General features: G+C 70.2%; 18 protein-coding genes. 10 read left to right on the top strand and 8 right to left on the bottom strand.

Annotated elements, in window-relative coordinates; all coding sequences use genetic code 11:
* Positions 1-9: 9 nt before the first annotated feature.
* The 3 genes from AC0NH5_RS07940 to AC0NH5_RS07930 all read right to left on the bottom strand — a co-directional run bounded on the left by AC0NH5_RS07940 (position 10) and on the right by AC0NH5_RS07930 (position 5,540).
* Positions 10-4,392: a tetratricopeptide repeat protein gene (locus tag AC0NH5_RS07940; RefSeq protein WP_474401449.1), complete on the bottom strand. Its 4,383-nt coding sequence runs from the start codon at positions 4,390-4,392 to the stop codon at positions 10-12.
* On the bottom strand, positions 4,389-4,757 hold the full coding sequence (locus AC0NH5_RS07935; RefSeq protein ID WP_474401448.1) for a CU044_2847 family protein: 369 nt from the start codon (positions 4,755-4,757) through the stop codon (positions 4,389-4,391). Before AC0NH5_RS07935 ends, AC0NH5_RS07940 begins: the two co-directional genes overlap by 4 nt.
* A gap of 120 nt (positions 4,758-4,877) precedes the next feature.
* Positions 4,878-5,540, bottom strand: coding sequence for a DNA alkylation repair protein (locus tag AC0NH5_RS07930; RefSeq protein ID WP_474401446.1), 663 nt, complete (start codon positions 5,538-5,540; stop codon positions 4,878-4,880).
* 290 nt (positions 5,541-5,830) lie between these two features.
* Here AC0NH5_RS07930 and AC0NH5_RS07925 point away from each other — a divergent pair, with 290 nt between their 5' ends.
* The 6 genes from AC0NH5_RS07925 to AC0NH5_RS07900 all read left to right on the top strand — a co-directional run bounded on the left by AC0NH5_RS07925 (position 5,831) and on the right by AC0NH5_RS07900 (position 15,150).
* The gene (locus AC0NH5_RS07925; protein ID WP_474401445.1) at positions 5,831-7,240 is read left to right on the top strand and encodes an RICIN domain-containing protein; all 1,410 of its coding nucleotides are present in this window, start codon (positions 5,831-5,833) and stop codon (positions 7,238-7,240) included.
* Positions 7,241-7,309: 69 nt separating this feature from the next.
* Positions 7,310-9,607 (top strand): putative bifunctional diguanylate cyclase/phosphodiesterase, encoded by a 2,298-nt coding sequence (locus AC0NH5_RS07920; protein WP_474401444.1) that lies wholly within the window; start codon positions 7,310-7,312, stop codon positions 9,605-9,607.
* Between the two features lie 945 nt (positions 9,608-10,552).
* A complete protein-coding gene (locus tag AC0NH5_RS07915; protein WP_474401443.1) occupies positions 10,553-11,629 on the top strand; it encodes an ABC transporter substrate-binding protein in 1,077 nt (358 codons plus the stop codon).
* Positions 11,630-11,690: 61 nt separating this feature from the next.
* Positions 11,691-13,205 carry a sugar ABC transporter ATP-binding protein gene (locus AC0NH5_RS07910; protein WP_474401442.1) on the top strand — a complete coding sequence of 505 codons (1,515 nt, stop codon included), beginning with the start codon at positions 11,691-11,693 and terminating at the stop codon, positions 13,203-13,205.
* Positions 13,202-14,155 carry an ABC transporter permease gene (locus AC0NH5_RS07905; RefSeq protein WP_474401441.1) on the top strand — a complete coding sequence of 318 codons (954 nt, stop codon included), beginning with the start codon at positions 13,202-13,204 and terminating at the stop codon, positions 14,153-14,155. The genes AC0NH5_RS07910 and AC0NH5_RS07905 overlap by 4 nt, the downstream gene beginning before the upstream one ends.
* A complete protein-coding gene (locus AC0NH5_RS07900) occupies positions 14,152-15,150 on the top strand; it encodes an ABC transporter permease (protein ID WP_474401440.1) in 999 nt (332 codons plus the stop codon). The genes AC0NH5_RS07905 and AC0NH5_RS07900 overlap by 4 nt, the downstream gene beginning before the upstream one ends.
* On the opposite strand, the gene AC0NH5_RS07895 is transcribed toward AC0NH5_RS07900, so the two are convergent.
* A complete protein-coding gene (locus AC0NH5_RS07895; protein ID WP_474401438.1) occupies positions 15,147-16,325 on the bottom strand; it encodes an MFS transporter in 1,179 nt (392 codons plus the stop codon). The genes AC0NH5_RS07900 and AC0NH5_RS07895 overlap by 4 nt on opposite strands.
* Positions 16,326-16,351: 26 nt before the next feature.
* Positions 16,352-18,184 carry a diguanylate cyclase domain-containing protein gene (locus AC0NH5_RS07890; protein WP_474401437.1) on the bottom strand — a complete coding sequence of 611 codons (1,833 nt, stop codon included), beginning with the start codon at positions 18,182-18,184 and terminating at the stop codon, positions 16,352-16,354.
* Positions 18,185-18,304: 120 nt separating this feature from the next.
* On the opposite strand from AC0NH5_RS07890, the gene AC0NH5_RS07885 reads away from it, so the two are divergent.
* Positions 18,305-18,979 carry a DUF1697 domain-containing protein gene (locus tag AC0NH5_RS07885; protein WP_474401436.1) on the top strand — a complete coding sequence of 225 codons (675 nt, stop codon included), beginning with the start codon at positions 18,305-18,307 and terminating at the stop codon, positions 18,977-18,979.
* A gap of 140 nt (positions 18,980-19,119) precedes the next feature.
* Here the strand turns inward: AC0NH5_RS07885 and AC0NH5_RS07880 are convergent, their stop codons facing one another.
* Positions 19,120-19,872, bottom strand: coding sequence for a S1 family peptidase (locus tag AC0NH5_RS07880; RefSeq protein WP_474401434.1), 753 nt, complete (start codon positions 19,870-19,872; stop codon positions 19,120-19,122).
* Positions 19,873-19,963: 91 nt separating this feature from the next.
* Between AC0NH5_RS07880 and AC0NH5_RS07875 the strand changes: the two genes are divergently transcribed.
* Entirely contained in the window at positions 19,964-21,400 is a 1,437-nt protein-coding gene (locus AC0NH5_RS07875) for a hypothetical protein (protein WP_474401433.1), read from the top strand.
* Between the two features lie 74 nt (positions 21,401-21,474).
* On the opposite strand, the gene AC0NH5_RS07870 is transcribed toward AC0NH5_RS07875, so the two are convergent.
* Positions 21,475-22,092 carry a CGNR zinc finger domain-containing protein gene (locus AC0NH5_RS07870; protein ID WP_474401431.1) on the bottom strand — a complete coding sequence of 206 codons (618 nt, stop codon included), beginning with the start codon at positions 22,090-22,092 and terminating at the stop codon, positions 21,475-21,477.
* A 60-nt stretch (positions 22,093-22,152) separates the two neighbouring features.
* Here AC0NH5_RS07870 and AC0NH5_RS07865 point away from each other — a divergent pair, with 60 nt between their 5' ends.
* Together AC0NH5_RS07865 and AC0NH5_RS07860 are read left to right on the top strand one after the other, a co-directional pair.
* A complete protein-coding gene (locus tag AC0NH5_RS07865; RefSeq protein WP_474402367.1) occupies positions 22,153-22,917 on the top strand; it encodes an MBL fold metallo-hydrolase in 765 nt (254 codons plus the stop codon).
* Between the two features lie 264 nt (positions 22,918-23,181).
* Positions 23,182-23,706: a DUF3592 domain-containing protein gene (locus AC0NH5_RS07860; RefSeq protein WP_474401430.1), complete on the top strand. Its 525-nt coding sequence runs from the start codon at positions 23,182-23,184 to the stop codon at positions 23,704-23,706.
* A gap of 190 nt (positions 23,707-23,896) precedes the next feature.
* Here AC0NH5_RS07860 and AC0NH5_RS07855 read toward each other — a convergent pair whose 3' ends face one another.
* Positions 23,897-24,304 (bottom strand): hypothetical protein, encoded by a 408-nt coding sequence (locus AC0NH5_RS07855; RefSeq protein WP_474401428.1) that lies wholly within the window; start codon positions 24,302-24,304, stop codon positions 23,897-23,899.
* Positions 24,305-24,310 lie beyond the last annotated feature (6 nt).

Below are 24,310 nucleotides of genomic sequence, written 5' to 3'. Positions count from 1 at the left end.
ATCTCGAACCTATTCGGCATTATCGCGCTCCCGCGCATCTGCCTGATTCAGTGCATTGACCCACGCTTGGGCGGATTCAGCGTCGAGAACGGTTGCGACGGCCTGGAGGAAGGACTCCTCGTCGAGCTCGGTACGCAGGTGGCGAATCTGAGCGATGCCGGCAGCAGCCTGGGGAAGATCGAGCTCGGCCCAGATCAGCAGGGCTCGTACAGAAAATGCCACCGCCTCGGCGAAGTTACCCGTTCGAGCGCGCAGATCGCTGTACCGGCTCAAGGAAGCGGCTATCTCCACCCGGTTGCCCAACTCGCCACTGATTCTCAGGGACCGAAGGTAGAGGCGTTCGGCTTCGTCGTAGTCGCCGCGGTCGTGTGCGAGAACGCCGAGCTGCTGGTAGCTGATGGCGGTGCCGGCCCGGTTGCCCAATTCCACATCGATGGTCAGGGACAGCTGATAGAGGCGTTCGGCTTCCTCGTAGTCGCCGCGGTCGTGCGCGAGAACGCCGAGCTGGTGGTAGAGGTTGCCAGTGCCGACCCGATCACCGAGCTTCTCGAAGAGCGTCAACGCTTGTCGGTATCGGTGTTCGGCCTCCGCTTGATCACCGCGGTGATAGGCGAGCGAGCCGAGCTGACCGTAAGTGATGGCCATTCCGGCTCGGTTGCCTAACTCCTCCTTGATGGTCAGAGATTGGCGATATCGGCGTTCGGCCTCGTCGTAGTCACCGCGGTCCTGCGCGAGCCTGCCGAGCTGTTGGTAGGTGGATGCTGTTCCGTCTCGGTCACCACGACTCGAATCTATGGTCAGGGCTGTCTGATAGCGCTGTTCAGCCTCGGCGTAGTCACCGCGTGAATGCGCCAACATGCCGAGTTGGTGATTGCAGGCGGACATTCCCTCCCGGTCACCCAGCTCTTCGGATCCGTTCAGGGCCTCTTGGTATCGGCGCTCTGCCTCGTCGTAGTCACCGCGCTCGTGAGCAAGCATGCCGAGTTGGTGGTACCAGGCGAAACGGCGGGGCGAGCGGGCCGGTAGAAAACGCAGGGTGTCGTGGATCAGGCTGACTTCCCGGTCCCAGGCTCCCCAGGTATGGAGCTTCAGACAGATGTGCCCGGTGACGCTGGCGGCGGCGTCCGAATCGCCCGCGGCGAGCAGATGATGACGGGCTTCCTCGAAGTCATGGACGCCGGCGACCTCATCCTGCGGCCAGGCGGCCGCTCGCCAACTCCAATATGACGCGGCCGCCAGATGAGCGGTGACCACCGGCGCGAGTATCGACTCGGCGTGGTGCTCGCTGTTCCAGCGGCGGTGCAGCTCGGAAGCGGTCCATCGGTGCATCACCACCCGGCCGTCGGCAAGGGCGGTGACCAGGCTGGTCGCGCACAGCTCCTGAACCAGCTCCGTCATCCCCTCAGGTGCGACGAACGGAGGTTCCGGCAGCCTGGCGGCCGACGTCAGCAGGCGCACGAGACGGTCCCGGTCCGTTGGGGTGAGCGGGCTGTCCGGTGCCAGCGCCGCCGAAAGCTGATCGATGGCAAGTCCATAGCCGACCAGGAGTTCCTGAATGCGCTCGCTTTCTTCTTCGACGCCGGAGGGCCTTGCCGCGCCCGGCGCAGCGATGCCGATGTGATGGAGCAGCCCGGCACGGTCGACCGGCTCGCGGAAGACACTGATTCCGGCCAGCAGTTTCATCGCGCCGTCGACCGGGGCGAGGCGTTGCAGGTGTTCGGTGAGCAGGACGTCGTCAGCGGCCAGGGTGACGGTCTCAGCGAGCGCGGCGTCCAGGGTGCGCTTCTGTCCCAGCCACTCGGTCGTCTGGTCCGGGCCGAGCCGCTGCTCGACGGCGGTGCGGAGGCGCCGCGTGATGTCGGCGAACCGGCCTTCGCCGGGTTGGTCGGCCGGAAGCAGCGCGTCGAGGTATTCCAGGGCGCGAGGATGGCCGCCGAGCGTCCGCCAGATCCGTCTCTGCGAGTCGGTGTCGGCCGCGTGCCGGTCGAGGTGGGGCAGTGACCACAGCATCTTGCGGGTCTCGGCCAGACTCAGGGGCGGCACCTGGTAGTCGTGCAGCCGGTCAGCGGCCGCGCCGGGGAGGCCGAATCTGTACCGGCAGGTGACCAGCAGGCGGCTACGGCCAGGGCTGGCGAGCCAAGCGGCGATCAATCCGGCCAGGGCCGGGTCGCTGATCGACCAGCGGGAGTTCCCGCCCGGGTCGTGGGCGAGGTTGTCCTCGAAGTTGTCGAGCACCACCAGAATCCTCATGTCGGCCAGAACCTGGTCGCGCAGCAGCTCGAAGCGGTCCTGCCACGGCAGATCCAGGCGTCCGGCCGCCTGGACAGCGGCCGCGCGGTATCCCTCCAACTGCTCTCTGAGCAGGAGGTAGCGGCGTGCCTCGGCCGCCACCGCCGTGAGCACGCCGTCGACGGTCATCGGGCCGATCACGGTGACGAGTCGCCACTCCGGGGTCGTGTCGAGAAGGCGGCGCACGACCTCGGCAGCCAGCGTGGTCTTGCCGATTCCCCCGATGCCGTGCAGCAGGACGCCCGAGACGCCGTCGTCGTCGAGCAGGCCCGGCAGGGTGCGCTGGGCGTGGCGGCGGCCGACGAACTGACCGACCGGGCGGGCCAGCAGGTCGCCCAGGTCGGGCACGGACTCGAAGCGGGGCTCGGGTGTGGCGACGGTGTCCACGACGGTCACCGAGGGGGCGGCGGTCAGGACGCTGACCACGCTCCACTCGTCCATGCCCGCGACCGTCCGGGTCAGCGGATCGGGCCCGGCCACCAGATCCTGCTGCACGCGGCGCCGGGCCCGGGCAACCGCCGCGACCACGTCCGGTGACGCGGAGCCGGCGAGCTCGGCATAGACCGCTGCGAAGAGCCGCGTGGCGTACACGTCGGTGACCGATGTCTGGGTGGCGATGACCGCGCCGGCGCCGCGCTGGGCCAGCCGGGCCGCGAACGATCCGGCTCCGTCCTCGCCGTCGACGTCGGTGTAGCAGGCGGCCAGGGAGATGACCCGGGGCATCCGGCCCTCCGGGATCGCCTCCCGGATGAGGGTCTCCGGGTCCACCTCGCGCGCGTTGCCCCGCTCGTCCTCCAGGTGCAGGATGCCCGGGGCGCCGTGGGCGGACAGGTGCAGCACGTGAGTGGTGTCCTCGTCGAGGACGGCGCGGAGCGCGGCCGTCGTCGCGAACGGCACGATGCGTACCGTCGCCCGGCTGCGGTGGGCCCGGTGCACCGCGTCCAGCACGCTGCTCAGTTCACGCTCGTAATCCAGCAGGGGGCCGCCGCCGAACTCCGGGGACGCGATCGCGACCACGATGCGCAGCGGGCCCGCGGCCGGAGCGGACCGGGATCCGGCTGCCGGCACGCGCCGGTACACCGACACCAGGTCGTGCAGCACCAGAGGGCGGCCGCTCACCGGTTCGGACATGGCTTCCCACGGCAGGAACCACGCGTCCGGTGCCTCCACTCCCACCCGGACCGGAGCATGTGCCCGCTCGGCCCGGCGCAGCACCCGGGCCAGTGCCTGAGCGACGGGTAGTGGCAGGAATGATTCCGCCATCAGCTCGCCCGCGTGCCGCAGCGAGACCACGCCCACGGTCTCGCCGGCCCCCGTCAGATCGCGAACGGCTGCGCGGGGGCGAGCGCGTTCCCGCCGCACGTCGTACAGCGCGTTGGCCAGGCCGGACTGGACGCCTTTGTGCGTGCCGGTCACGTCCTCCCCGCAGCCGGAGAGACGCACCTCAGTCCCCGTCACCGTCAGCACCACATCCAGCAGTCCGCCCGGTGGCACCGGTTGGTCGAGCTCGATGGAGGCGACGCCGTCGAGCAGGGGGAGAAGGTCCTCGACGCGGGACACCCACACCGCGCCGGCGAGCCAGCCGTCCTGGGAGTTGTAGCGGCCGGAGACCACGCCGACCACGGCGCTGTCGGAAACCCGCAGGACTGGCGCGCCGCTCATGCCGGGCATGACGGCGTCCGCTTGCAGGCGGGACCAGAGGACCCCGTCGCGCAGGGCGGGACCGCGCCAGTGCCCGCCCGAAGCGATCAACGCGTAGGCGTGCTGGTCGTCCTCGACCGTCGGGCAGCCGGCGGTCGTCACGGCCTCGTTCAGGGACACGCTGTCGGAGACGGTCACATGCCCGCCGGACCCGGGAAGGGGGCGCTCGGCGCGCAGCAGCGCCAAGTCGTGTACCTCGTCGGTGCGGAGCACGGTCGCGTCGCAGGCCCCGCCGCCGCCGAGCGGACCGACACGCACCACGTCGCCGATGTCCGCGACCACGTGACAGGCCGTGACCAGCACCCCGGGCTCGATCTGGAAGCAGGTGCCGACCGGAATCTCGTCGGCTCCCGCGACCCAGCCGAGGAACTCGAATCCGGTCACCCGTACTCCGTCGGTCATGTCCGTTCTTCCCCCGGCGAAGCGGGATCCGGAGAGGTTGATCCAGGTTGCGTGCCGTAGAGGATCTTCACTTTCAGTGACGCCTCCGCCGACGAGCCCGCCACGATCACGTCGCCCTTGGCCGACACCTTCACGCCGAACTCCACCTCGACCAGCTCGGGACTTCCCACCCGGCGGGAGATGCGGCCGACCGTCCGGGCCGTCGAGACCGCGATCTCCTCGACGGCTGTCTGGGCACGCTCGAAGGCGCCCGCCACATGGTCCGCGGCCCGGCCGGCAGCGGACGTCTGCTGCGAGCCCGCCGTCGGAGTGACCTCGACCAGCACCTCGACGGCACCGACCCGGACCGGAACTGTCTGCGTCACGCTCACCCCTTCCCTCACCGCAGTACTGACGGACGGGAATGGGCGCCGTTCCTGCGGATCGGTCAGGGCATGGTGGAACTCTCCGTCAGGCTGCCCTTCATGGTCGCTGCCCGGACCTGCTCACTTGCGGCTGACCATCTCGGTGATCCAGATCGGGGCGTAGGGCGAGGTGCAGCCCGGGGGAGTGGGATAGTCCTTCAGCACCTCGAGGCGCTCCCCGATGGCCAGCGCCCGGTCGCGGTGCTCGGCGTGCTCGATGCCGATCTGGGCGAGGCAGTGGTTCATCGCCCACTGCAGCCGGTCGGGGGCGTCCTTCATCTCGGCCTCGACGACGTCGAGCAGCTTCGGCAGATCGAGGCCCTCGGGCTTCTTCGCCACCCGCTCGACGGTGAGCGCCCACCCGGCGCTGGCCACGACCGGGTCCGCGTCGTCCGTCCAGGCGACGCGGAGGTCCTCGGCGTGCGGGCTCTTCTTCACCACGTAGTTGACGAGCCAGTCGTGCACCTTGGGGGAGCGGGCCTCCCGCAGCATGGTGTCCAGCTCGTCGCGCCCGAACAGCTTGGGCCGGCAGATCAGCAGGGCCACCAGCCGGGCGGCGGTGTCACCGGTCCGCCAGAGCTCCCGCGCCAGCTCATGGTTCGTCTTGACCCCCTTGGCGACGGCGCGCAGCTTGGTGAGGTTGACGCCGTGGTCGTCACCGTGGCGCTCGTTGACCGCCCGCACCTTCGGGTCCTCCAGCGCGGCCAGCTCGGCCACCACCTCCGCCACCGTCGTCCCGGTCACCGCAGCCTCCCGTCGATCCTCTGTGCGGGTCAGCGTACGACCTCGCGCAGGAACGCTTCGACCATCTTGAGGCGCTCAGCTTCCGGCACGAGGTATTCCGTCCTCATTTCTCGCGAGACCGTTCACGTGGTCACCGAAGTCCTCACCGTGCGCGCGAACGAGCCGGCAGTCAACGAGGTGTCGGCAGTGCGCCACCCGCCCGGCGGGGCCGTTGACGTGTTACCCGTTCATGGTTACGTTAACATTCCTGCAACATATAGACCGGTATCTTTGCGAGAGAGGCCGCGCGCATGAAATTGATACGGGTGATGGCCGGCGCCCTGCTGGTCGCAGCCACGCTCGTGATCCCGGCGGCGGCCCACGCCGCCCCGGTCACGATCACCAACGGCACGCAGTTCAGCGACTCCAGCGGCAACGCTGTTCACGCTCACGGGGGCGGCGTCCTCAAGGAGGGCGCCTACTACTACTGGTTCGGCGAGAACCGCAACGCCGACAACACCTTCCGGGCCGTCTCCGTCTACCGCTCCACCGATCTGCGCACCTGGGAGTTCCGCAACAATGTCCTCACCCCGGCCGCCTCGTCCGAGTTGCAGGGCGCCAACATCGAACGCCCCAAGGTGATCTACAACCCGGCCACCCGCCGCTTCGTGATGTGGATGCACAAGGAGAACGGCCGGGACTACAGCGAGGCCCGGGCGGCCGTCGCGTCGAGCGCCACGATCGACGGCACCTACACCTACCACGGCTCGTTCCGGCCGCTGGGCACGCACATGTCCCGGGACATCACGCTCTACAACGACGGCGGCACGGCGTACATGATCTCCGCCGCCGATGAGAACTACGACCTGCACATCTATCGGCTGACCAGCGATTATCTCAACGTCTCGGGTCTGGTCGGCAACTTCTGGAACGACGCGCACCGGGAAGCGCCGGCCATGTTCAAGCGCGGCGGCACCTATTTCCTGCTCACCTCGGGGGCCACCGGCTGGAGCCCCAACCAGGCGAAGTACGCGACCGCGAGCAGCATCGCCGGCCCGTGGAGCGGCTGGACCGACGTCGGCGACGGCACCACCTTCCGCTCACAGCCCACATATGTCCTGCAGGTCGGCGACAGCTACCTCTACATGGGCGACCGCTGGGCCGGCGCGTGGAGCGGCCCGGTCAACGACTCGCAGTACGTCTGGCTGCCGATCACCTTCCCGTCCGCGACCAGCATGAGCCTGACCTGGTACCCGACGATCACCGTCGACGCGGCGGCCGGCACGGTCACCGGCAATCCGGTCACCTCCTACCGGGTCACGAACCGCAACAGCGGCAAGGTGATGGACGTGATGGACTCGTCGATCGCGAACAACGCCGAGGTCAAGCAGTGGGGCTGGAACGGTGGTGGCAACCAGAGGTGGGAGTTCCGCGACGCCGGCGGCGGCTACTTCGCCATCGTCAACCAGAACAGCGGCAAGTGCCTCGACGTCGCGTCCGGGAGCACCGCCGACGGCGCCAACATCATCCAGTACACCTGTGGCAGCGCCGCCAACCAGCAGTGGCAGTGGCAGTCGCTGAACGGGTACTTCCGCCTCGTCGCCCGGCACTCCGGCAAGTGCCTCGACGTGATCAGCTCGGGCACGGCCGACGGCGCGGACATCGGTCACCACACCTGCAACAGCGGCTACAACCAGCTCTGGTCCCGTACATCTGTGTAAGAAAGCTTCATGTGACCGCCGGCCCGGCCGAAAGGAGATCCGCCAGCAGACCGGCGACCGGGGAGACGGATGAGCAGCAAAGTCACGGCACGGGTGCGCTCGGTGCGCGGCCCGGTCGGGATCGCCGGACTGCTGACGCTGGCCGCCGCGCTGGTGTTCGCCCTGAACGTGCCGGCGCTGCGCACCCCGGCCCTGCTGCTCTGGCTCCCCGCGCTGCTGTCCGCCGTGGTCGGCTGGTTCTCGCTGACCGCGGTGGCCCGGCGCCCGGAGCTGCCGCCGATGACCCGCCGTTTCTACCGCCACCTTGCCGCCGGCACGGTCCTGGCCTTCGTCGGCACGGCTGCCAACCTCTACGACGCCCTGGTGCTGGGCCTGCCCGCCACCCACGTCTCGCTGGTGGCCGGCATCGGTTACGCGGGCGCCATCGGCTCCAACGTGTGGGCGATGGCCCGGCTGCCGTTGCGCCTGTCCGGCCGCGGTGACCTGCTCCGGGTCGGCCTGGACGCGCTCGTCGTGCTGCTCGCCGTCGGCGCCTTCTCCTGGCACTACGTGACCCGCCCGCTGGTGGAGCGCGCCGACTACGGCGCCGCGGCGGTCGCGGTCGGCGCGGTGATCCTGGCGCTCAACCTGGTCGCCCTCTACGCCTTCGGCAAGGTCGCCCTGGCCGGCCGCGGTCACCTGCCGCGCGGTGTGTTGCCGATCCTCGCGTTCGCGCTGCTGGTCGGCACCGTCCTCTCGTCCGGCCAAGGGCTGATCATGGACGCGCCGTGGCTGACGTCCGCCCAGCTGGCCCTGCCGGTCTCCATGCTCTGCGCCGTGACCGCCGCCCGCACCCAGGCGCGTGCCGGTCTCGCCGGCCTCCAGCCGCGCCCGGCCGCCCGCCGCCTGCCGGTCTGGCTGCCCTACCTGGCCATCGCCGCGGTCGACGCGCTGCTGATCAACCTGATCGCCACCGGCCACAGCGACGCGCTGCCGATCGCCGCCGTCGCCGTGGTGCTCACCGCGCTCGTCGTCGCCCGCCAGCAGACCGTGTTCCGGGAGAACGCCGGCCTGGTCGCCCGCCTCGACCACGGCGCCACCCACGACACCCTCACCGGCCTGCCCAACCGCGCCAAGTTCACCGAGCGGCTCGACGCGGCGCTGGCCGGCGACGACCCCGGCCGCCCGGTCAGCGTCGCCCTGATCGACCTCGACGACTTCAAGACCGTCAACGACACGCTCGGTCACGGTGTCGGCGACGCGCTGCTGGTCGCGGTCGCCGAACGCCTCGACGCCGCGGTCCGCCGGGAGGACACCGTGGCCCGGCTCGGCGGCGACGAGTTCGTGGTCGTGCTCGACGGCATCGACCCCGACGCCGCCGAGGCCGCCGCCCACCGGATGATCGGCGCGCTCGCCGAGCCGGTCCTCGCCGAAGGCCACGAGCTGCTGGTCCGCGCCAGCATCGGGCTCGCGGACGGCCACGCCGGCGAGGACGCGGCCGACCTGCTGCGGCGGGCCGACATCGCGATGTACGCCGCCAAGCACGGCGGCGGCAGCAACGTCGAGCGCTACACCGAGGGCATGGCCGTCTCCATCGCCGACACCGCCGCGCTCGGCGCCCAGCTCCAGCACGCGATCACCGACGGTCAACTGTTCCTGATGTACCAGCCGATCGTCGCCCTCGAGGGCGGCCGCCTGAAAGGCGTCGAGGCGCTGGTCCGCTGGGCGCACCCGGTGCAGGGCGTCGTGCCGCCGGTCCAGTTCATCCCGGTCGCCGAACGCACCGGCCTGATCGTCCCGCTCGGCGACTGGGTGCTCCGCGAGGCCTGCCACCAGCTCGCCGCCTGGCGCGACGAGCTCGGCGACCGCGCGCCCGGCGTCCTCAACGTCAACGTCAGCGCCCGCCAGCTGCGCGACGCCGGCTTCGTCGACCGGGTCGCCGCCATCCTCGCCGAGACCGGCCTGCCCGCGCACCGCCTCACCCTGGAGATCACCGAAAGCACCGCCGTCGCTCTCGGTGATGCCGTCAGCCGCCTCGACGACCTGCGCCGGATGGGCATCCGCATCGCCCTCGACGACTTCGGCACCGGCCAGTCCACGCTCACCCTGCTCCACGAACTCCCCGTCGACCAGCTCAAACTCGACCGCTCGTTCACCCAGGGCACCGACACCAGCCGCCGCGACACCATGCCGGCCGCGGTGATCGCCCTGGCCGACGCGGTGGGCCTCGACCTGGTGGCGGAGGGCGTGGAGAACTCCGGCCAGGCCGCCCGCCTGGCCGAACTCGGCTACCAACACGCGCAGGGCTACCACTTCGCGAAGCCGCTGCCCGCCGCCGGCATCGGCGAACTGGTCACCGCCGCGTCCCCCGCCCCGGCGACCCGCTGACGCCGCGGCGCCGGGTCACCCTGACCCGGCGCCGGCCAACCACCCTGAAGCCGCGCCACTCGGTCACCCCGAGTGATCCGGCGCGGCCTTTCATCCACCCTTTCTGGTACGCGCCACGCCCCTAGCCTTCCGCCACGCGTCCCGCGCCACCCCGCGACCTAGCTGCCGTTGCAGCCTTTGCCGCGACCGCCGGGCCGAGCTGCCCACTCCAGCCACCGGCGCCGTCCCGGTCTCCACGCGCCCCGAACAGCGTGTGAAGTTGTGCCCATATACGAGCCGCAATTTCACACGCTGCTGTTGGTGCATCCTGTGTGTGAAGTTGCGCCCGTATACGAGCCGCAATTTCACACGCTGCGCGGCGGTGAGCCGGCCGCCGGTGGCGGCGTCGAGGGTGATGCGTTGACGACTCCGCATGCGGCAGTCGCCCCTTCGGTGCTGCCCGCGAGGCGGGACGGGCGCGCCGGCGAGTGCGCGACGCGACGGCCGACGGGGTGACGGGACGGCGCGGGGTGGGGTGTTCGGAGGCCGGGTGGCAGGTCAGCCCGGCGGTCGCGGCAGAGCCGTGCGGGGCAGCGGCTCGCGTCGTGGCGCGGGAGTTGTGGCTGTCCGGGAGTGGTAGGTCGTACCCCACGGGTCGAAGATCTTGATTGCATTTCGATCACGCCGTCGTGCACTCACCGCCCTCCACCGGAGCCGTGTGAACGAAATCGAACATTGATCACTGGAGCTGTCCATCAGGGACTAAGCAAGTGTGCGCGTTCACAATCACGTGGGGGAGTGACGGCCGGGAACACGGCTTTTACGCACTGGACATCGATGTGCGCCGCAGTTGCGGAATCCGGCGCCGACCTTGACAAACAAAGTTTTCCGATGCCTAGATGTGTTTGAACATGCGTGAAGACGTTCCCAACCGCGTGGTTTGCTGTTCGTTCTTGAGGAGCCATGTTGACGAAATCCACTCAGCACCGCAGGGCCGCCCTCGCTCTCGGGTTGGTGCTCACCGTGGCCGGCGCCGGCTGCGCGAAGAGCGAGGAGAGCCCCTCGGCCGGCGCGGGCCCGGCGCCCGAGGCCAGTCAGGTTGTGCAGTCGGCGGCGCCCGGCGCGGCGACGTGCACGCTGGAGCAGTACGGCGCCACGAAGGTCGATCTGAAGACGGCGAAGGTCGGCTTCTCCCAGTCGGAGAAGGAGACGAACCCGTTCCGGATCGCCGAGACCCAGTCGATCGAGGACGAGGCCGCCAAGCTCGGCATCACGAACCTGACCGCGACGAACGCTAACTCGCAGTTCAACAAGCAGATCAGCGACGTCGAGCAGATGATCGACGCGGGCGTGCAGCTGCTGATCATCGCGCCGCTGAACTCGGACGGCTGGGACTCGGTGTTCGCGAAGGCGTCGGCGAAGAAGGTTCCGATCATCACGATCGACCGGAAGATCAACGCAACCGCGTGCAAGGACTACCTGACGTTCATCGGCTCGGACTTCGCCGAGCAGGGCAAGCGGGCCGCCGACGAGATGGCGAAGGCCCTGGGCAACAAGGGTGAGGTGGCCATCCTGCTCGGTGCGCCCGGTAACAACGTGACCACGCTGCGGACCAGCGGGTTCAAGGAGCAGATCGCGAAGGTCGCGCCGGACATCAAGGTCACGTTCGAGCAGACCGGCAACTTCTCCCGCGAGGAGGGGCAGAAGGTCACCGAGCAGCTGCTCCAGTCGAACCCGACCATCAACGGGATCTACGGCGAGAACGACGAGATGGCGCTCGGCGCGATCACCGCGCTCAAGGGCGCCGGCAAGAAGGCCGGCGACGCGAAGATCGTGTCGATCGACGGCACCAAGGGTGCGGTGCAGGGCATCGTCGACGGCTGGATCTCCGCGGTGATCGAGTCCAACCCGCGGTTCGGGCCGCTCGCCTTCCAGACCGCGGCGTCGTTCTTCGGCGGCGAGCCGGTCGGCCAGGACATCGTGATCTCCGACCGGGCGTACGACGAGAGCAACGCCAAGACGGACATCGGCAGCGCGTACTGATCTGTTCCGCCGGTGCCCGGGCCGTCCCGGGCGCCGGCGCTTTTCGCACGGGAGGTGACGGATGACGCTGCTCGAGGTCTCCGGCGTCTCGAAGGTGTTCCCCGGCGTGCGGGCCCTCGACGAGGTGTCCTTCACGCTGCGGCCCGGCGAGGTGCACGCGCTGGTGGGGGAGAACGGCGCCGGCAAGTCGACGCTGATCAAGGTGCTGACGGGGGTGTATCAGCCCGACGAGGGGGAGGTCCGCCACCAGGGGCGGCCGGTGACGTTCGGCGCCCCGATGGACGCCCAGCGGGCCGGGATCTCGACCATCTATCAGGAGGTCAACCTCGTCCCGCTGATGAGCGTGGCGCAGAACCTGTTCCTCGGCCGCGAGCCCCGTAACCGGCTCGGCCTGGTCGACCGGTCCCGGATGGACCGGGAGGCCCGCGACCTGCTGGCCGGTTACGGGGTGACCGCCGACGTGCGCCGCCCGCTCGGCGCCCTGCCGCTGGGCGCGCAGCAGATGGTCGCGCTCGCCCGTGCGGTGATGGTCGACGCCAAGGTCGTCATCATGGACGAGCCGACGTCCTCGCTCGAACCGCGTGAGGTGGAGACGCTGTTCGGTGTCATCCGTGACCTGCACGCCCGGGGGATCGGCATCGTCTACGTCTCGCACCGGATGGACGAGCTCTACCGGATCTGTGACGCCGTGACGATCCTGCGCGACGGCCGGCTGGTGCACACCGGCCGGCTGGCCGAACTGGAGCGGATCCGCCTGGTCTCGCTGATGCTGGGTCGCGAGATGGACGACGGCTTCACCGCCTTCGCCGGTGAGCACGAGACCGCTGCCCGGACCGGGTCGGTGCTCACAGTGTCCGGGCTGACCAGCCGCAACCGGCTGCACGACATCAGCTTCGAGGTGCAGCCGGGCGAGGTGGTCGGGCTCGGCGGGCTGCTCGGCGCCGGCCGCAGCGAGACGATCAAGGCGATCGCCGGGGCGTACCCGATGGACGGTGGCGAGATCGAGGTCGACGGGAGGCCGCTGGGCAGGCCGTCCACGGTCAAGGCGGTCCGGGCCGGCATCGCGGTGCAGCCGGAGGACCGCAAGGCCGAGGGGATCGTGCCCGGTCTCTCGGTGCGCGACAACATCGCGCTGGCCGTCCTGCCGCGGATGTCGCGGTTCGGGCTGGTCTCCGACGCCAAGATCGACAAGGTCGTCGCGACGTTCATGTCCCGGCTGCGGATCAAGGCGTCCGGCCCGGACCAGCGGGTCGGCGACCTGTCCGGCGGCAACCAGCAGAAGGTGCTGCTCGCCCGGCTGCTCGCCACCGAGCCGAAGGTGCTGCTGCTCGACGAGCCGACCCGCGGCATCGACGTCGGCGCCAAGGCCGAGGTGCAGGCCCTCATCGACGAGCTGGCCACCGAAGGGCTCGGCGTCGTGCTGGTCTCGTCCGACGCGGAGGAACTGGTCGAGGGCTCGGACCGGGTCGTGGTGCTGCGCGACGGCGCCGTGGCCGGGGTGCTGACCGGCGCCGCCGTCAGCACCGAGGAACTGCTGAACACGATTGCCTCGGCCGCACCGGAGCCCGCCGCATGACCACGCTGACACTCGCGCGCCGGCCGATCGCGCTCGGCGGCCTCGCCCGCTACGGCGTCTACCTCGCCATCGCCCTGCTGGTGGCGTACAACATCGCGTTCACCCCGAACTTCCTGACCGGCAGCAACCTGCGGATCCAGCTGATCCAGGTGGCGCCTATCGTGATCGTCGCGCTCGGGATGGCCCTGGTGATCGGCACCGAGGGCATCGACCTGTCGGTCGGCTCGGTGATGGCCCTGGCCGCGGCGCTGATCCCGCTCTACCTCGGGTACGGCGTGCTCGCGGCGATCGGCGTCTCGATCCTGGCCGGCGTCGCGGTCGGCCTGATCAACGGCGCCCTGGTCGCGAAGGTCGGGTTGCAGCCGATCGTCGCCACGCTCGCGCTGTTCGTGGGCGGCCGCGGTCTCGCCGTGGTGATCTCCGAGGGCCAGCTGAAGGACGTCCGCAACGAGGACCTGATCTTCCTGGGCTCGGGCGACCTGTTCGGCGTCCCGGTGCTGGTCTGGATCGCGGCCCTGCTGGTGCTGGTGGTCGCGTTCGTGGTGCGGCGCACCGTCTTCGGCCGCCGCCTGCTCGCGGTCGGCGGCAACCGGCCGGCCACCGAGCTGGCCGGCGTCCCGGTGGACCGGGTGCTGATCACGGTCTACGTGCTGTGCGCGGTACTCGCCTCGATCGCCGGGCTGCTCTCGGTGGCCCGGATCCAGTCCAGTGACGCCTCGTCGGTCGGCCTGCTGATCGAGCTGTCCGCGATCACCGCGGTGGTGGTCGGCGGCACGCCGCTGACCGGCGGCAAGGTGCGCGTGCTCGGGACGGTGGCCGGCGCGCTGCTGATGCAACTCGTGATCGCCACCATGATCAAACACAATCTGCCGCCGTCGACCGCGGAGATGGTGCAGGCCGTCATCATCCTCGTCGCGGTCTACGTGGCGCGGGAGAGGGGGACCCGATGACCACGATGGTCGCCGCGATTCCGGACCGGCGGGCCGAGCGCACCGACGCGATCGTCGGCGCCGTCCAGCGGCAGGGCGCGGCCGCCGTACTCGCCCTGGTCGTGCTCGTCTCGATCCTCGCGTTCCCGAACTTCCGCAGCGGGGACAACGCGGCCACCATCCTGGTGGCGGCCGCGCCGCCGATGCTGATCGCGCTCGGGATGACGTTTGTGATCATCACGGGCGGGATCGACCTGTCGGTCGGCTCGCTGTACGTCCTCGGTGGCGTGCTCGCGGCCTGGGCCTCGCAGTACGGCGTGCTCGCGGCGTTCGGGGCGCCGCTGGCCGTGTGCGGGCTGATCGGCGTGGTCAACGGGACGCTGATCGCGTACACCGGGATGGCGCCGTTCATCGTCACGCTCGCCGCGCTGCTCGGCGCCCGCGGGCTGATGCGGGCGATCAGCAGCGAGGGCTCGACCACCTATCTCGTCGAGGACGAGACGTTCCGCGCGATCGGCACCGGCTCGCTGTTCGGGGTTGGCCACCAGGTGTGGCTGGTCGCGGTCGTCGTGCTGGCCGGGATGCTGGTGCTGGCGCGTACCCGGTTCGGCGCCTCGGCCTACGCCGTCGGCGGCAGTGCGGACGCCGCCGCGCTGATGGGCCTGCCGGTTCGCCGGGTGCGTGTCTCGGTGTACGTGCTGTCCGGGCTGCTCGCCGGCCTGGCCGGGGCGATCAACGCGGCCAAGCTGGGGTCGGGGGTCACCGTCCTCGGCGCCGGGATGGAGCTGGACGCCATCGCCGCCGTGGTGATCGGCGGCACGCTGCTCACCGGCGGGGCCGGAACCGTCGCCGGGACGGTGGCCGGGGTCCTGCTGCTGGGCGTGATCCAGAACCTGATCAACCAGGTGGGCAACGTGAACAGCAACTGGCAGCAGGTGATCAGCGGGACGTTCCTGGCGCTGGTGGTGATCGCGCAGATCTACCTGGTGCGGCTGCGCCGCCGCCCCGGAACCTAGGTCACCGCCCTCTCTTTCGCACGCCGGACGAGGGGACGGGCCAGCCAGGTGGCGACCAGCGCGACCACGCACAGCCCGGCCAGGCTGAGGAAACCGATCCGGAACGAGCCGGTGACGTCCTTGACCGCGCCGAGGGCGTAGACGAACGCGAAGCTGCCGAGGTTGGCGCAGAAGTTGCCGAAGCCGCTGATCAGGCCGGCCCGTTCCGCGCCCAGCACCTCCAGCGGCACGGCGAACAACGGACCGAAGTACACCTGCACGAAGACCGAGATCATCGCCACCACGATCAGCACGCCGAGCATCCCCGGCACATAGGTGAGCAGCACCAGCCCGAGGGAGAGCGCGGCCAGCGAACCACCGATCACCAGCAGCGGCCGGCCGATCCGGTCGGAGAGGTAGCCGCCGAAGAAGTTGGCCGGCGCGGTGACCGCGGCGCCGAGGGCGGCGACCAGCCCGGCCGCGGCCAGCGACTGGCCGCGGTCGACGACCAGATAGGTGGGCAGCCAGAACGTGAAGCCCTGCGCCACGGCCAGCCGGGCGAACTGGATGACGCCGGTCAGCCAGACGATCGGATGCCGGAGCAGGGCGGGCAGCTCTCCGATCCGGGCGGCGTTCGGCGCGGCCGGCTCGTCGCCCCGCCCGGCCCGCCAGTAGAGGGCGAGCGCGAGCAGGCCACCCGCGGCGAACAGCACGAACAGCACCTGCCAGCCGAGCGGGCCGACCAGCAGCGGGCCGAGCGAGCTGAGCAGGACGTTCGACGAGAAGCCGCCGGCGACGTAGAGCCCCATCGCGGTCGCCCTGCGGTCGGACGGGAACTGCCGGCTGATCAGCAGTAGACCCGGCGCGAAGACCAAGGCCCGGAAGAACCCCGACAAAGCCTGATTCACCAGCAGCATCTCGTACGACCTGAGCACCGTGAACGCCGCGGCCAGCACGTTGGTGCCGAGCAACCCGATCAGGAACAGACGCCGAGGCGTGAACCGGTCGGCCAGGTAACCGGACGGGACCTGCATCAGCGCGTACACCAGGTTGCCGGCCGCCGCGAGCATGCCCGCCTGGGTGAAGCTCAGCCCCAGGTCGGCGCGGATCAGCGGAAGGAACAGCGCCAGCCCGCCGAAGATGAGACTCTGCGTGCTCTGGCACACCACCAGCAGCGTGATGATCAGCCGTCGCACGCGCCGACCGTACCCTGTGCCGGATCTCAGCGCCTTCTGGCGGCCGACTTCGCCCGGTACATCGCGGCGTCGGCCTCCCGCAGCAGATGGTCGGAGTCGACCGTGCCGTCCCCGGAGATCGCGACGCCGATGCTCACCCCCACCTGGACCGCCCGGCCGTCGATCACCATCGGCTCGGCCACCGCGGTCTCGATGCTCGCGGACACCGTCCGGTACGCGTCCGGCTCCGCCAGCCCGTCGATGAGCACCACGAACTCGTCCCCGCCGAGCCGGGCCACCGTGTCGGTGCGCCGCAGCAGGGCGGTCAGCCGCCGTGCCACCTCGATCAGCAGCAGGTCGCCGGCAGCGTGCCCGAGCGAGTCGTTGACCGCCTTGAAGCCGTCCAGGTCGAGCAGCAGCACCGCGTACCGGTAGCCGGGCTCGCGTGCCGCCCGGGCCTCCGCCCGCGCGAGACGGTCCTCGAGCAGCACCCGGTTCGGCAGGCCGGTCAGGTGGTCGCGCAGCGCCGCGGTGCGCAACCGTTCCTCCTGCTCGCGCAGGGCCGCCATCATCACCTGATAGTCGAGCGACTGCGCCAGCAGCGCCCCCGAATGGTTCATCATCTCGCGGCCGGGCGGCGTGGTCGACTGGATCCGGCCGACCGCGGCCAGCACCCCCCAGTCCTTGGCCCGGCTGCGGATCGGCACCGCGAAGACGATGTCCCCGGCCGCGCCGTCGGCCAGTTCGAACAGCTCCCGCGGCGGGAACTGCGCCACCGGCAGCACGGCCTCCGGCGCGCCCACCGCGATCCGGAACCCGCCGGCCAGCCGCAGCTGGTCCTCCTCGGCGTCGTCCCACAACCCCAGACAACCGGCCAGCGCCGGGGTCAGCCCCAGCCACTCCAGCGTGCGGGCGTCACGCTGCTGGGTGCCGAGCAGCTCGATGCCCAGCTCGTACTGGATGTTCAAGGTGCTCTGCAGATATTGCACCTGGCCGAACAGCGCCCGCGTGTACGGCTCCGAGACCGGCAGCCCGGTGCTCGGGCACCCGCACGAGTTGCGCCGCTGAAAGACCGTCGGAACGCGCCGGGTGCGCGCCGCCGGATCCTCGAGAAGCTCGGCGAACAGATCGAACACCGCCGCACCCACCTCGTCGAGCGGCTGCCGCACGCTGGACAGCGCCGGCCGCAGATAGGCCGCGTCCGCGATGTCGTCGAACCCGACGACCGCCAGATCCTCGGGCACCCGGTAACCGGCGGCGATCATCCGGTCGATCAGCCCGATCGCGTTCCGGTCGGTGCCCAGCACGATCGCGGTCGCCGGCATCCCGGCCCGGATCAGCGCGTCGGCGACCGCCTCGCCCCCGCTCTCATGGTTGTCACCGGTGTCGAACAGCAGGTCAGGGCGGGGGGACAGGCCGTTGGCCAGCAGACCCTCCCGGTAGCCCTCGTGCCGCTCCCGCAAATCGAAATGGGCCAGATACCCGGCGAACGCGATCCGCTCATGCCCGTGTTCGATCAGGTGACGGACGGCTGCCCGTACCCCCGACCGGTTGTCGGCCAGCACCACCGACGCGCCGGTGTCCGCCGCGTCCTGAGCCACGAAGATCACCGGCAGCCCGGCCCGGCGCGCGGCGGTGGCGTAGCCGGCGGCGACCGCACCGGGCAGAATCGCCAGCCCCGACAAGTGCTCCCACGCGAGCGGCCGCTGAAAATCCGGCAGACCACTGCGATCCGCACTGTGCGCGCCCGGGTCGAGCGTCTGCACCGCCATCACCCGGTCGCCGCCGGCCGCGGCCGCGGCGTTGATCCCCTCGATGATCGCGCCGTAATAGTCGCCTCCGACGAAAGGCGACAGGATCCCGAAGGTACGGCCACTCACCCCTCCATGATCCCTTGTCCCGGATATCGTGCGACACGAAAGTCCGGTTTTGGCCCGCGGCCCGCCTTTCGGGCCGAAATCTTGGGTGTCTTCGGCATCTTTGGCGTTTCGGAGGGACAGATGGTCCGCTACGCGGCCCTGTTGCGGGGGATCAACCTGGGGCGGTCGCGGCGGGTCGGCATGGCCGAGCTGAGGGAGTTCCTGACCGAGCGGGGGTACGGGCAGGTCGGCACGTTGCTGCAAAGCGGGAACGTGGTGCTGTCCTGGGACGGGGTGTCGCCGCCCGCGCCCGCGCCCGGCTCTGACTCCGCGCCCGGCTCTGACTCCGCGCCCGGCTCTGATTCCGCCCCCGGCTCTGACTCCGCGCCCGCTCCTGACTCCGCGCCCGCACCCGCCCCTGCGCCCGCGTCGTCTGCTTCGGCCTTGCTCGGGTTGATGCTCGGGGCGGAGTTGTCGGAGCATTTCGGCATGCCGATCGAGGTGATCGTCCGGAGCCGTGACGAGATCGCGCGGGTCGTCGCGCTGAACCCGCTCGGGCCGGTGGCGACCGACGGATCCCGGCACGTGGTGGCATTCGCCGACGGTCCGCTGCCGGATCCGCTGCCACCGGCGGACTGGGGTGACGAGCGATATGCGGTCGACGGCTCGGAGATGTACTTGTGGCTGCCCGGCGGACAGCAGAACAGCCCGTTGATGAAGGCCCTCGGCAAGCTCAAGGGCGGCCCCTCGGTGACCGTGCGGAACTGGAACACCGTGGAGAAGCTGCTCGCGATGCTGGACCGCCCGCCCGCGTGATCGCCGGTCCCGCGCCGCGCTGCCGTGGTCCCGTGGTCCCGTTTCTGATGCCCGCGCCGCTGTTGTGAGCCGGGCATGGAGTGGCCGGCCCGCGCCGGCCGTTGTGCCTGGCGGACCGGCCACCCGATCGAACCGTCGCGTCAGCGGATCACGTCGCGGATCCACCCGCTGATGTTGTCGGTCCGCGCCGCGTTCTCCACCGCCGTGTGCGGACAACTCGGCCCGTTGCTGACGACTGCCACCAGCGTCGGCCCGGAACGTTTCGTCTGGGTGAAGAACGGGCCCCCCGAGTCGTACGGACACGGGGTGGTGTCCGGCTCCGGCGACCGCCCGCTCAGCCCGACGACCGACTCGCTGACCGACACGACCGACATCTTGCCGGTCTGCAGCCGGGTCGCCGGGGTCGGATTCACACTGGTCAACGACCCGTACCCGGTCAACCGCAGCACGGAGCCCACCTCAGGCGCGTGCCGCCCCACCCGGATGGGCCGCACGTCCCGGATCGGGGTCTCCAACTTGGCCAGCGACACGTCCGCGGTCGGCGACTGCCGCACCGCCACAATCTTGACCTCGTGCCCGCCGGTGCCGGTCAGGTCGGTGCGCCCCACGGTGGCCGTGGTCAGGTCGGCGACCGGGTATTCCACCCGCACACCGTTGGCGTCCCGGAAACAGTGCCCGGCCGTGATCACCCACTCGGCGTCCACCAGGGCGCCCGAGCAGGCACTGTTGCGCTTCCCGCCGGCCGCGGTGGGAATCCCCGTCATCGTCAACTTGACCGAGAACCGATATTTCCCGTCCGGCACCGGCTCCCCGTTGGCGATGGCATGTGCCGCCCCCGGCGTGCCCAGCCCCACGGCAAGAATGGTCGCCAGCACAGCTGTCCCGCGTCGCATCGGTGATCATCTCCTTTGCGTCCGACGATCGGACCGCACCGACGATAGTCAATTGTGGACATTCACGCATCAGTGGTTAGCGGTCACTAGGGTGGCGGCGATGTACCGACAAGTCGCCTTGCCGGCCTTCGCCATGCTGCTGGACCGCTCGTTCGCCCGAGTCGGCGAACTGGCCGAGGACGGCCGCCGTTTCGACCGCCTCGAGGTTGCCCGCCTGGCGGACGTGTGGGACAACAACACGTTCCCGCTGTTCAGCATCCTGACCGGCGGCCCCGGCTGGCTGCGTGAGCGGCGGGCCCGCGCTTGCCTGCGATGGATGGCAGAATTCAGCGAAGAGCGCCGCTCCTGGATGCTCGCCGAATGCGGGGCGGCCGGAGTGGCGCGAGCGGCCGCCGCGGCCGAGCGGGCTGAGGTCGCCGGAGTTGGCGGCGCCAGTCGGTTGGCCGGCTTTCGGCTGGACCGCATTCTCGGCCCGTCCACCGCCGGCCGCTCGATCCACCGCGACTACCGCGGCCTGGTCCGGCCCACCCTCCAGCCACTGACCGCGGCCGAGGCCGACGCTCTGGCCGAGGATTACGACCTGTCTCAGGCGGTGCTGTCCTCGGTGCGCGTGGAACGCGCCGCAGACACCCTGACCGCCGTCCTCATGCTGACGGCACCCCGCCGCTACGCCGCGCCGAACGCCTTCCGCGCGCCCGTGCTGACGATCTCGATGACCGACCTCCGCAAAGTCGACTTCACCAGCCAGGACACCACTGGTGCAGTGCTCGATGTCCGCCCCGGAGCCGCACGACCCGGCAACCCGCTCGTCCGGCCTCCAGCGTCCCCTCCCGGTGCCCCGTCGCCGCCGGGCGTGGAGATCAGGCTCGGCGCCGGCACGCTGCTGCACGCCGAGTCCGCCGAGGTCTGGATCGAGGACGACGACTGGCACCTCTCCCGAGCAGGCCGTACCGCAGACGCCTGCACTCCTCCTTCCCGCCGTCCCGACCGTCGTGATGCTCCCCGCGGCCCGAGCCTCGGGGCGGGTGCAACCAACGCCGCCTTCGCCGTCCACACCGCGATGATGGAAATCCGAGCGGTCCGCTACGCACACGTCGTGGGCAAGGTCCCTCTGACCGAACTCAGCCGGGCCTTCACCGACGCGGGCGCCGATCTCCGATCCATCTCGACCACCCGAGGCTCGTCCCGCGACGCTGCGTTCCAACGCCTCGCCGAAAAGTGGATCGCCGCAAGCCCCCACCTCGAACGCCGTCTCGCCGACGGCAGGCCCAGTTCTCGCCGACCCGACAGCACTGACCTCCCCGCTCACGCCCAGCTGACGCTGCTCCGCTACGCCACCGACGCGCTCATCAATTACACCGCGCCCGACGGTCAGGGCCGTTGGCTGCTCCACGCCCACAAACTGCCCGGCCCAGCCCATCTGACCTTCACCACCACCGCCTTGACCGCACCACTTCCTTTCGCCCGAACATCCAGCGGCACCTTCACCGTCGGCGACGGCGCTCTGGTCCTGGCCCCCACGCCGTGACCACCGGATCGAGACGCGCGGCTCATCGGGTTCGTGCGGACCGGCGGGCCCACGAACCGCGCCGCTTCTCCGGGTCAGGGGTCAGATGATTGAGCGCTGCGCCGGGCGTAAGCCCTGGCGGCGCGGGCCCGGTCGCCGCAGCGGGTCGAGCACCACTGACGGCGGCCGTTGCGGAGCAGGTAGCGCGTGCACGGCGGGGAGACACAGGCGGCCAAGCGGTCGGCGTCATCGCCGGTGATCAAGTCGGCGGTGTCGGCGGCCAACACGCCCAAGACATGGTCGATGATCTGGTCAGTCGGGTGCGGGGTCACCCGGTAAGGGCCGGCACTGCTCTCCCAGCGCAGCGCGGAAGCCGTCGGAACCCGGCTCAAGGCGTCGTTGATCGCGTGCACGGCTTCATGCGGCGGCAGGGTCCGCTCGATGCGAGCGGTGATGAGCGTGCGCACGTGCCCTCGCAGGGTCCGCAAACGGGATGCGCAGACGTCCTGCAAGCGGGCGTCGGCGGGAACGAGGCTCCTTTCTCTCAGCCAGCGGGCGGCGTCCTCCGGTGTCTCCAGCAGATCCAGCACGTGCCCACCCGGCGCGGTGAGCACGCTGTCCGCCAGGTCCAGCGCGGGATAGGACTCGGCGCCCGGCGCTGTCGGGGGATAGACCACTTCTTCCACGACTCTCACGTTAGAGGTTGCTCTCATCCGTGACAAGACGCTAGCGTCACGGATACAGGAAGTTCTATCCGTGAGGAGAGCATCGTGATGGACGTCCGGGTGTTTGGCGGTCCGACCGCCGCCTTCGAGTACGGCGGCTTGCGCTTTCTGACCGATCCGACTTTCGACCGTCCCGGCGACTATCCGCTGCTCAGGGGCGTTTCTCTGACCAAGACGGCGCCCTCGGCGATCACTGCGGAGGAGCTCGGCCCGATCGATGTGGTGCTGTTGTCGCACGATCAGCATCCCGACAACCTCGATAACGGGGGGCGGGCCTTTCTCTCTCGCGTGCCGCTCACCCTGACGACGAGAAGTGCGGCGGATCGCCTGGGCGGTGCCACCCGCGGTCTGACCCCGTGGGCGTCGGTCGAGCTGAGACGGCCCGCCGGTGGCACCATGAGAGTGACGGCTGTGCCCGCGCTGCACGGTCCCGAGGGGTCGGAGCCCTTGGTCGGTGAGGTGACCGGCTTTGTGCTCACCGGTGACGGGTTGCCCACGGTCTATGTGAGTGGTGACAACGCCTCGCTCGACCGTGTCCGGCAGATCGCCGAGCGGTTCGGATCCGTCGACACCGCGATCCTGTTCGCGGGAGCCGTGCGGGCGGACTTCCTGGATGACGCGCTGCTCACCCTCGACAGCGCCATGGCCGCCGAGGCAGCCGTCATCCTCGGGGCGCGGCAGATCGTCCCGGTGCACTACGACGGCTGGGCGCACTTCACGGAGGGCCGGGCGCAGCTCGCCGACGCGTTCGAGAAGGCAGGCCTGTCCGACCGGGTCCGGTGGCAATCACCGTCGGCCGCCGGCGTCGCCTGACGACGGCGCCGGCGCTGTCGCTCGGCGAGGACGCCAGCACCGTCGTCCTGGAAGCCCGGTCGCCTCGTGGTGACGCGGCGGGGTTGGCGCCGACGTCGAGCGGTGGCGCTCGGATCGCTCGGCCGGGGTGGCTCGGCCGCCGGTGGCGCTCGGACCCCTCGGCCGGTGGTGACTCGGCCCGCCGCTGGTGGCGTCGGTCATGGTGGCGTCGGCCATGGTGGTGAAGGCGCCTACGGGGTGTGGGCGGTGCATTACAGTCGCGCCATGATCGACGGGTTGTCCTGGTTGCCGTATGTCGTTTCGGCGTTCGTCGTGGGTGTTCCCGCGCTGGTGGGGACCGCGTTGATCGTCGTGGGGCTGATGCGGTGGAACAGGCAGCGTGCGCTCGCCTCCACCGGCGAGCGGGTCAGCGCGCGCGTGGTCGACAACCAGATGGAGTCGTGGTCGGGCGGGCAGACTTCGTATCGGCCGGTCGTGACGTTCCGTACTGCGATGGGGCAGGAGGTGACGGCTGCGGTTGCCGATCTCGACGGGTTCCGGTCGCACATCGTCGGGAGTGAGATCGAGATCTGCTACGACCGGGAGAAGCCGAGCGAGGTGACATCGGCGCGCACGGGCAGTGGGCGGCTCGTTGTCACGATCGTCTTCGGTTTGGTGTTCCTGGCTTTCGCGGTCGTCGCGTTCCTGGTGAGCGGCGTGATCGTTGACGGTTTCCAGGACGTCGGCGGCGGCTTCGAGTCCGGCGACGGCGGGGACTTCGGCGACATCGACGAATTGGACGGCCCGTGACGTCCGGGCGGCCGGGCTACGTTCGGGTGGCTCGATCACGGCGGTGCGGGTCCGGGTGTCGAGACGTTTGAGGGCGGTACGGGTCCGGGTGTCGAGACGTTGAGGGCGGTGCGGCGGCGGAGCGGGCACGGGCGGTGAGACGTTCGGGGACGCGGTGGCGTTCGCCTGTGGCGGGCGCTGGTGAGCGGGCTCAGCGCCAGGTGAAGTTGTAGCGGTTCGTGGCCCGGTCGTAGGACTCTTCGATCTGCCGGTGCGGCAGGCCGAACTCCTCTTCCGTCCAGCGGCACATCGCCACCGCCAGACCCTCGGCCTGGAAGTCGGTCTCGGGCGAGGTGACCTCGGTGACGATCACAGTGACCGGCTGATCTCCTACCTTGGCGCACAGTTCGGGCGCGACCGCGGCGAGTCCGGTCCGCAGTTCCTCGCGGAACGGCTGGGTGAGCTGCGCGGCTGGGCCTTCGAAGTCGAGCCACAGCGGCCATGCCGGTGCCACCCGCAGATCCTCGGCGCCGACGGTGAACGAGGCCCGAGCGGTCAGGTCGATCCAGATACCCCAGGAGGACTTCAGGACGCGATAGTGAACCGTACGCAGCAGCATGGGTTC

Source organism: Actinoplanes sp. 13, assembly GCF_056134165.1.
Note: the sequence above shows the minus strand (reverse complement) of the source record. Positions and strands in the feature narration are given on the sequence as shown.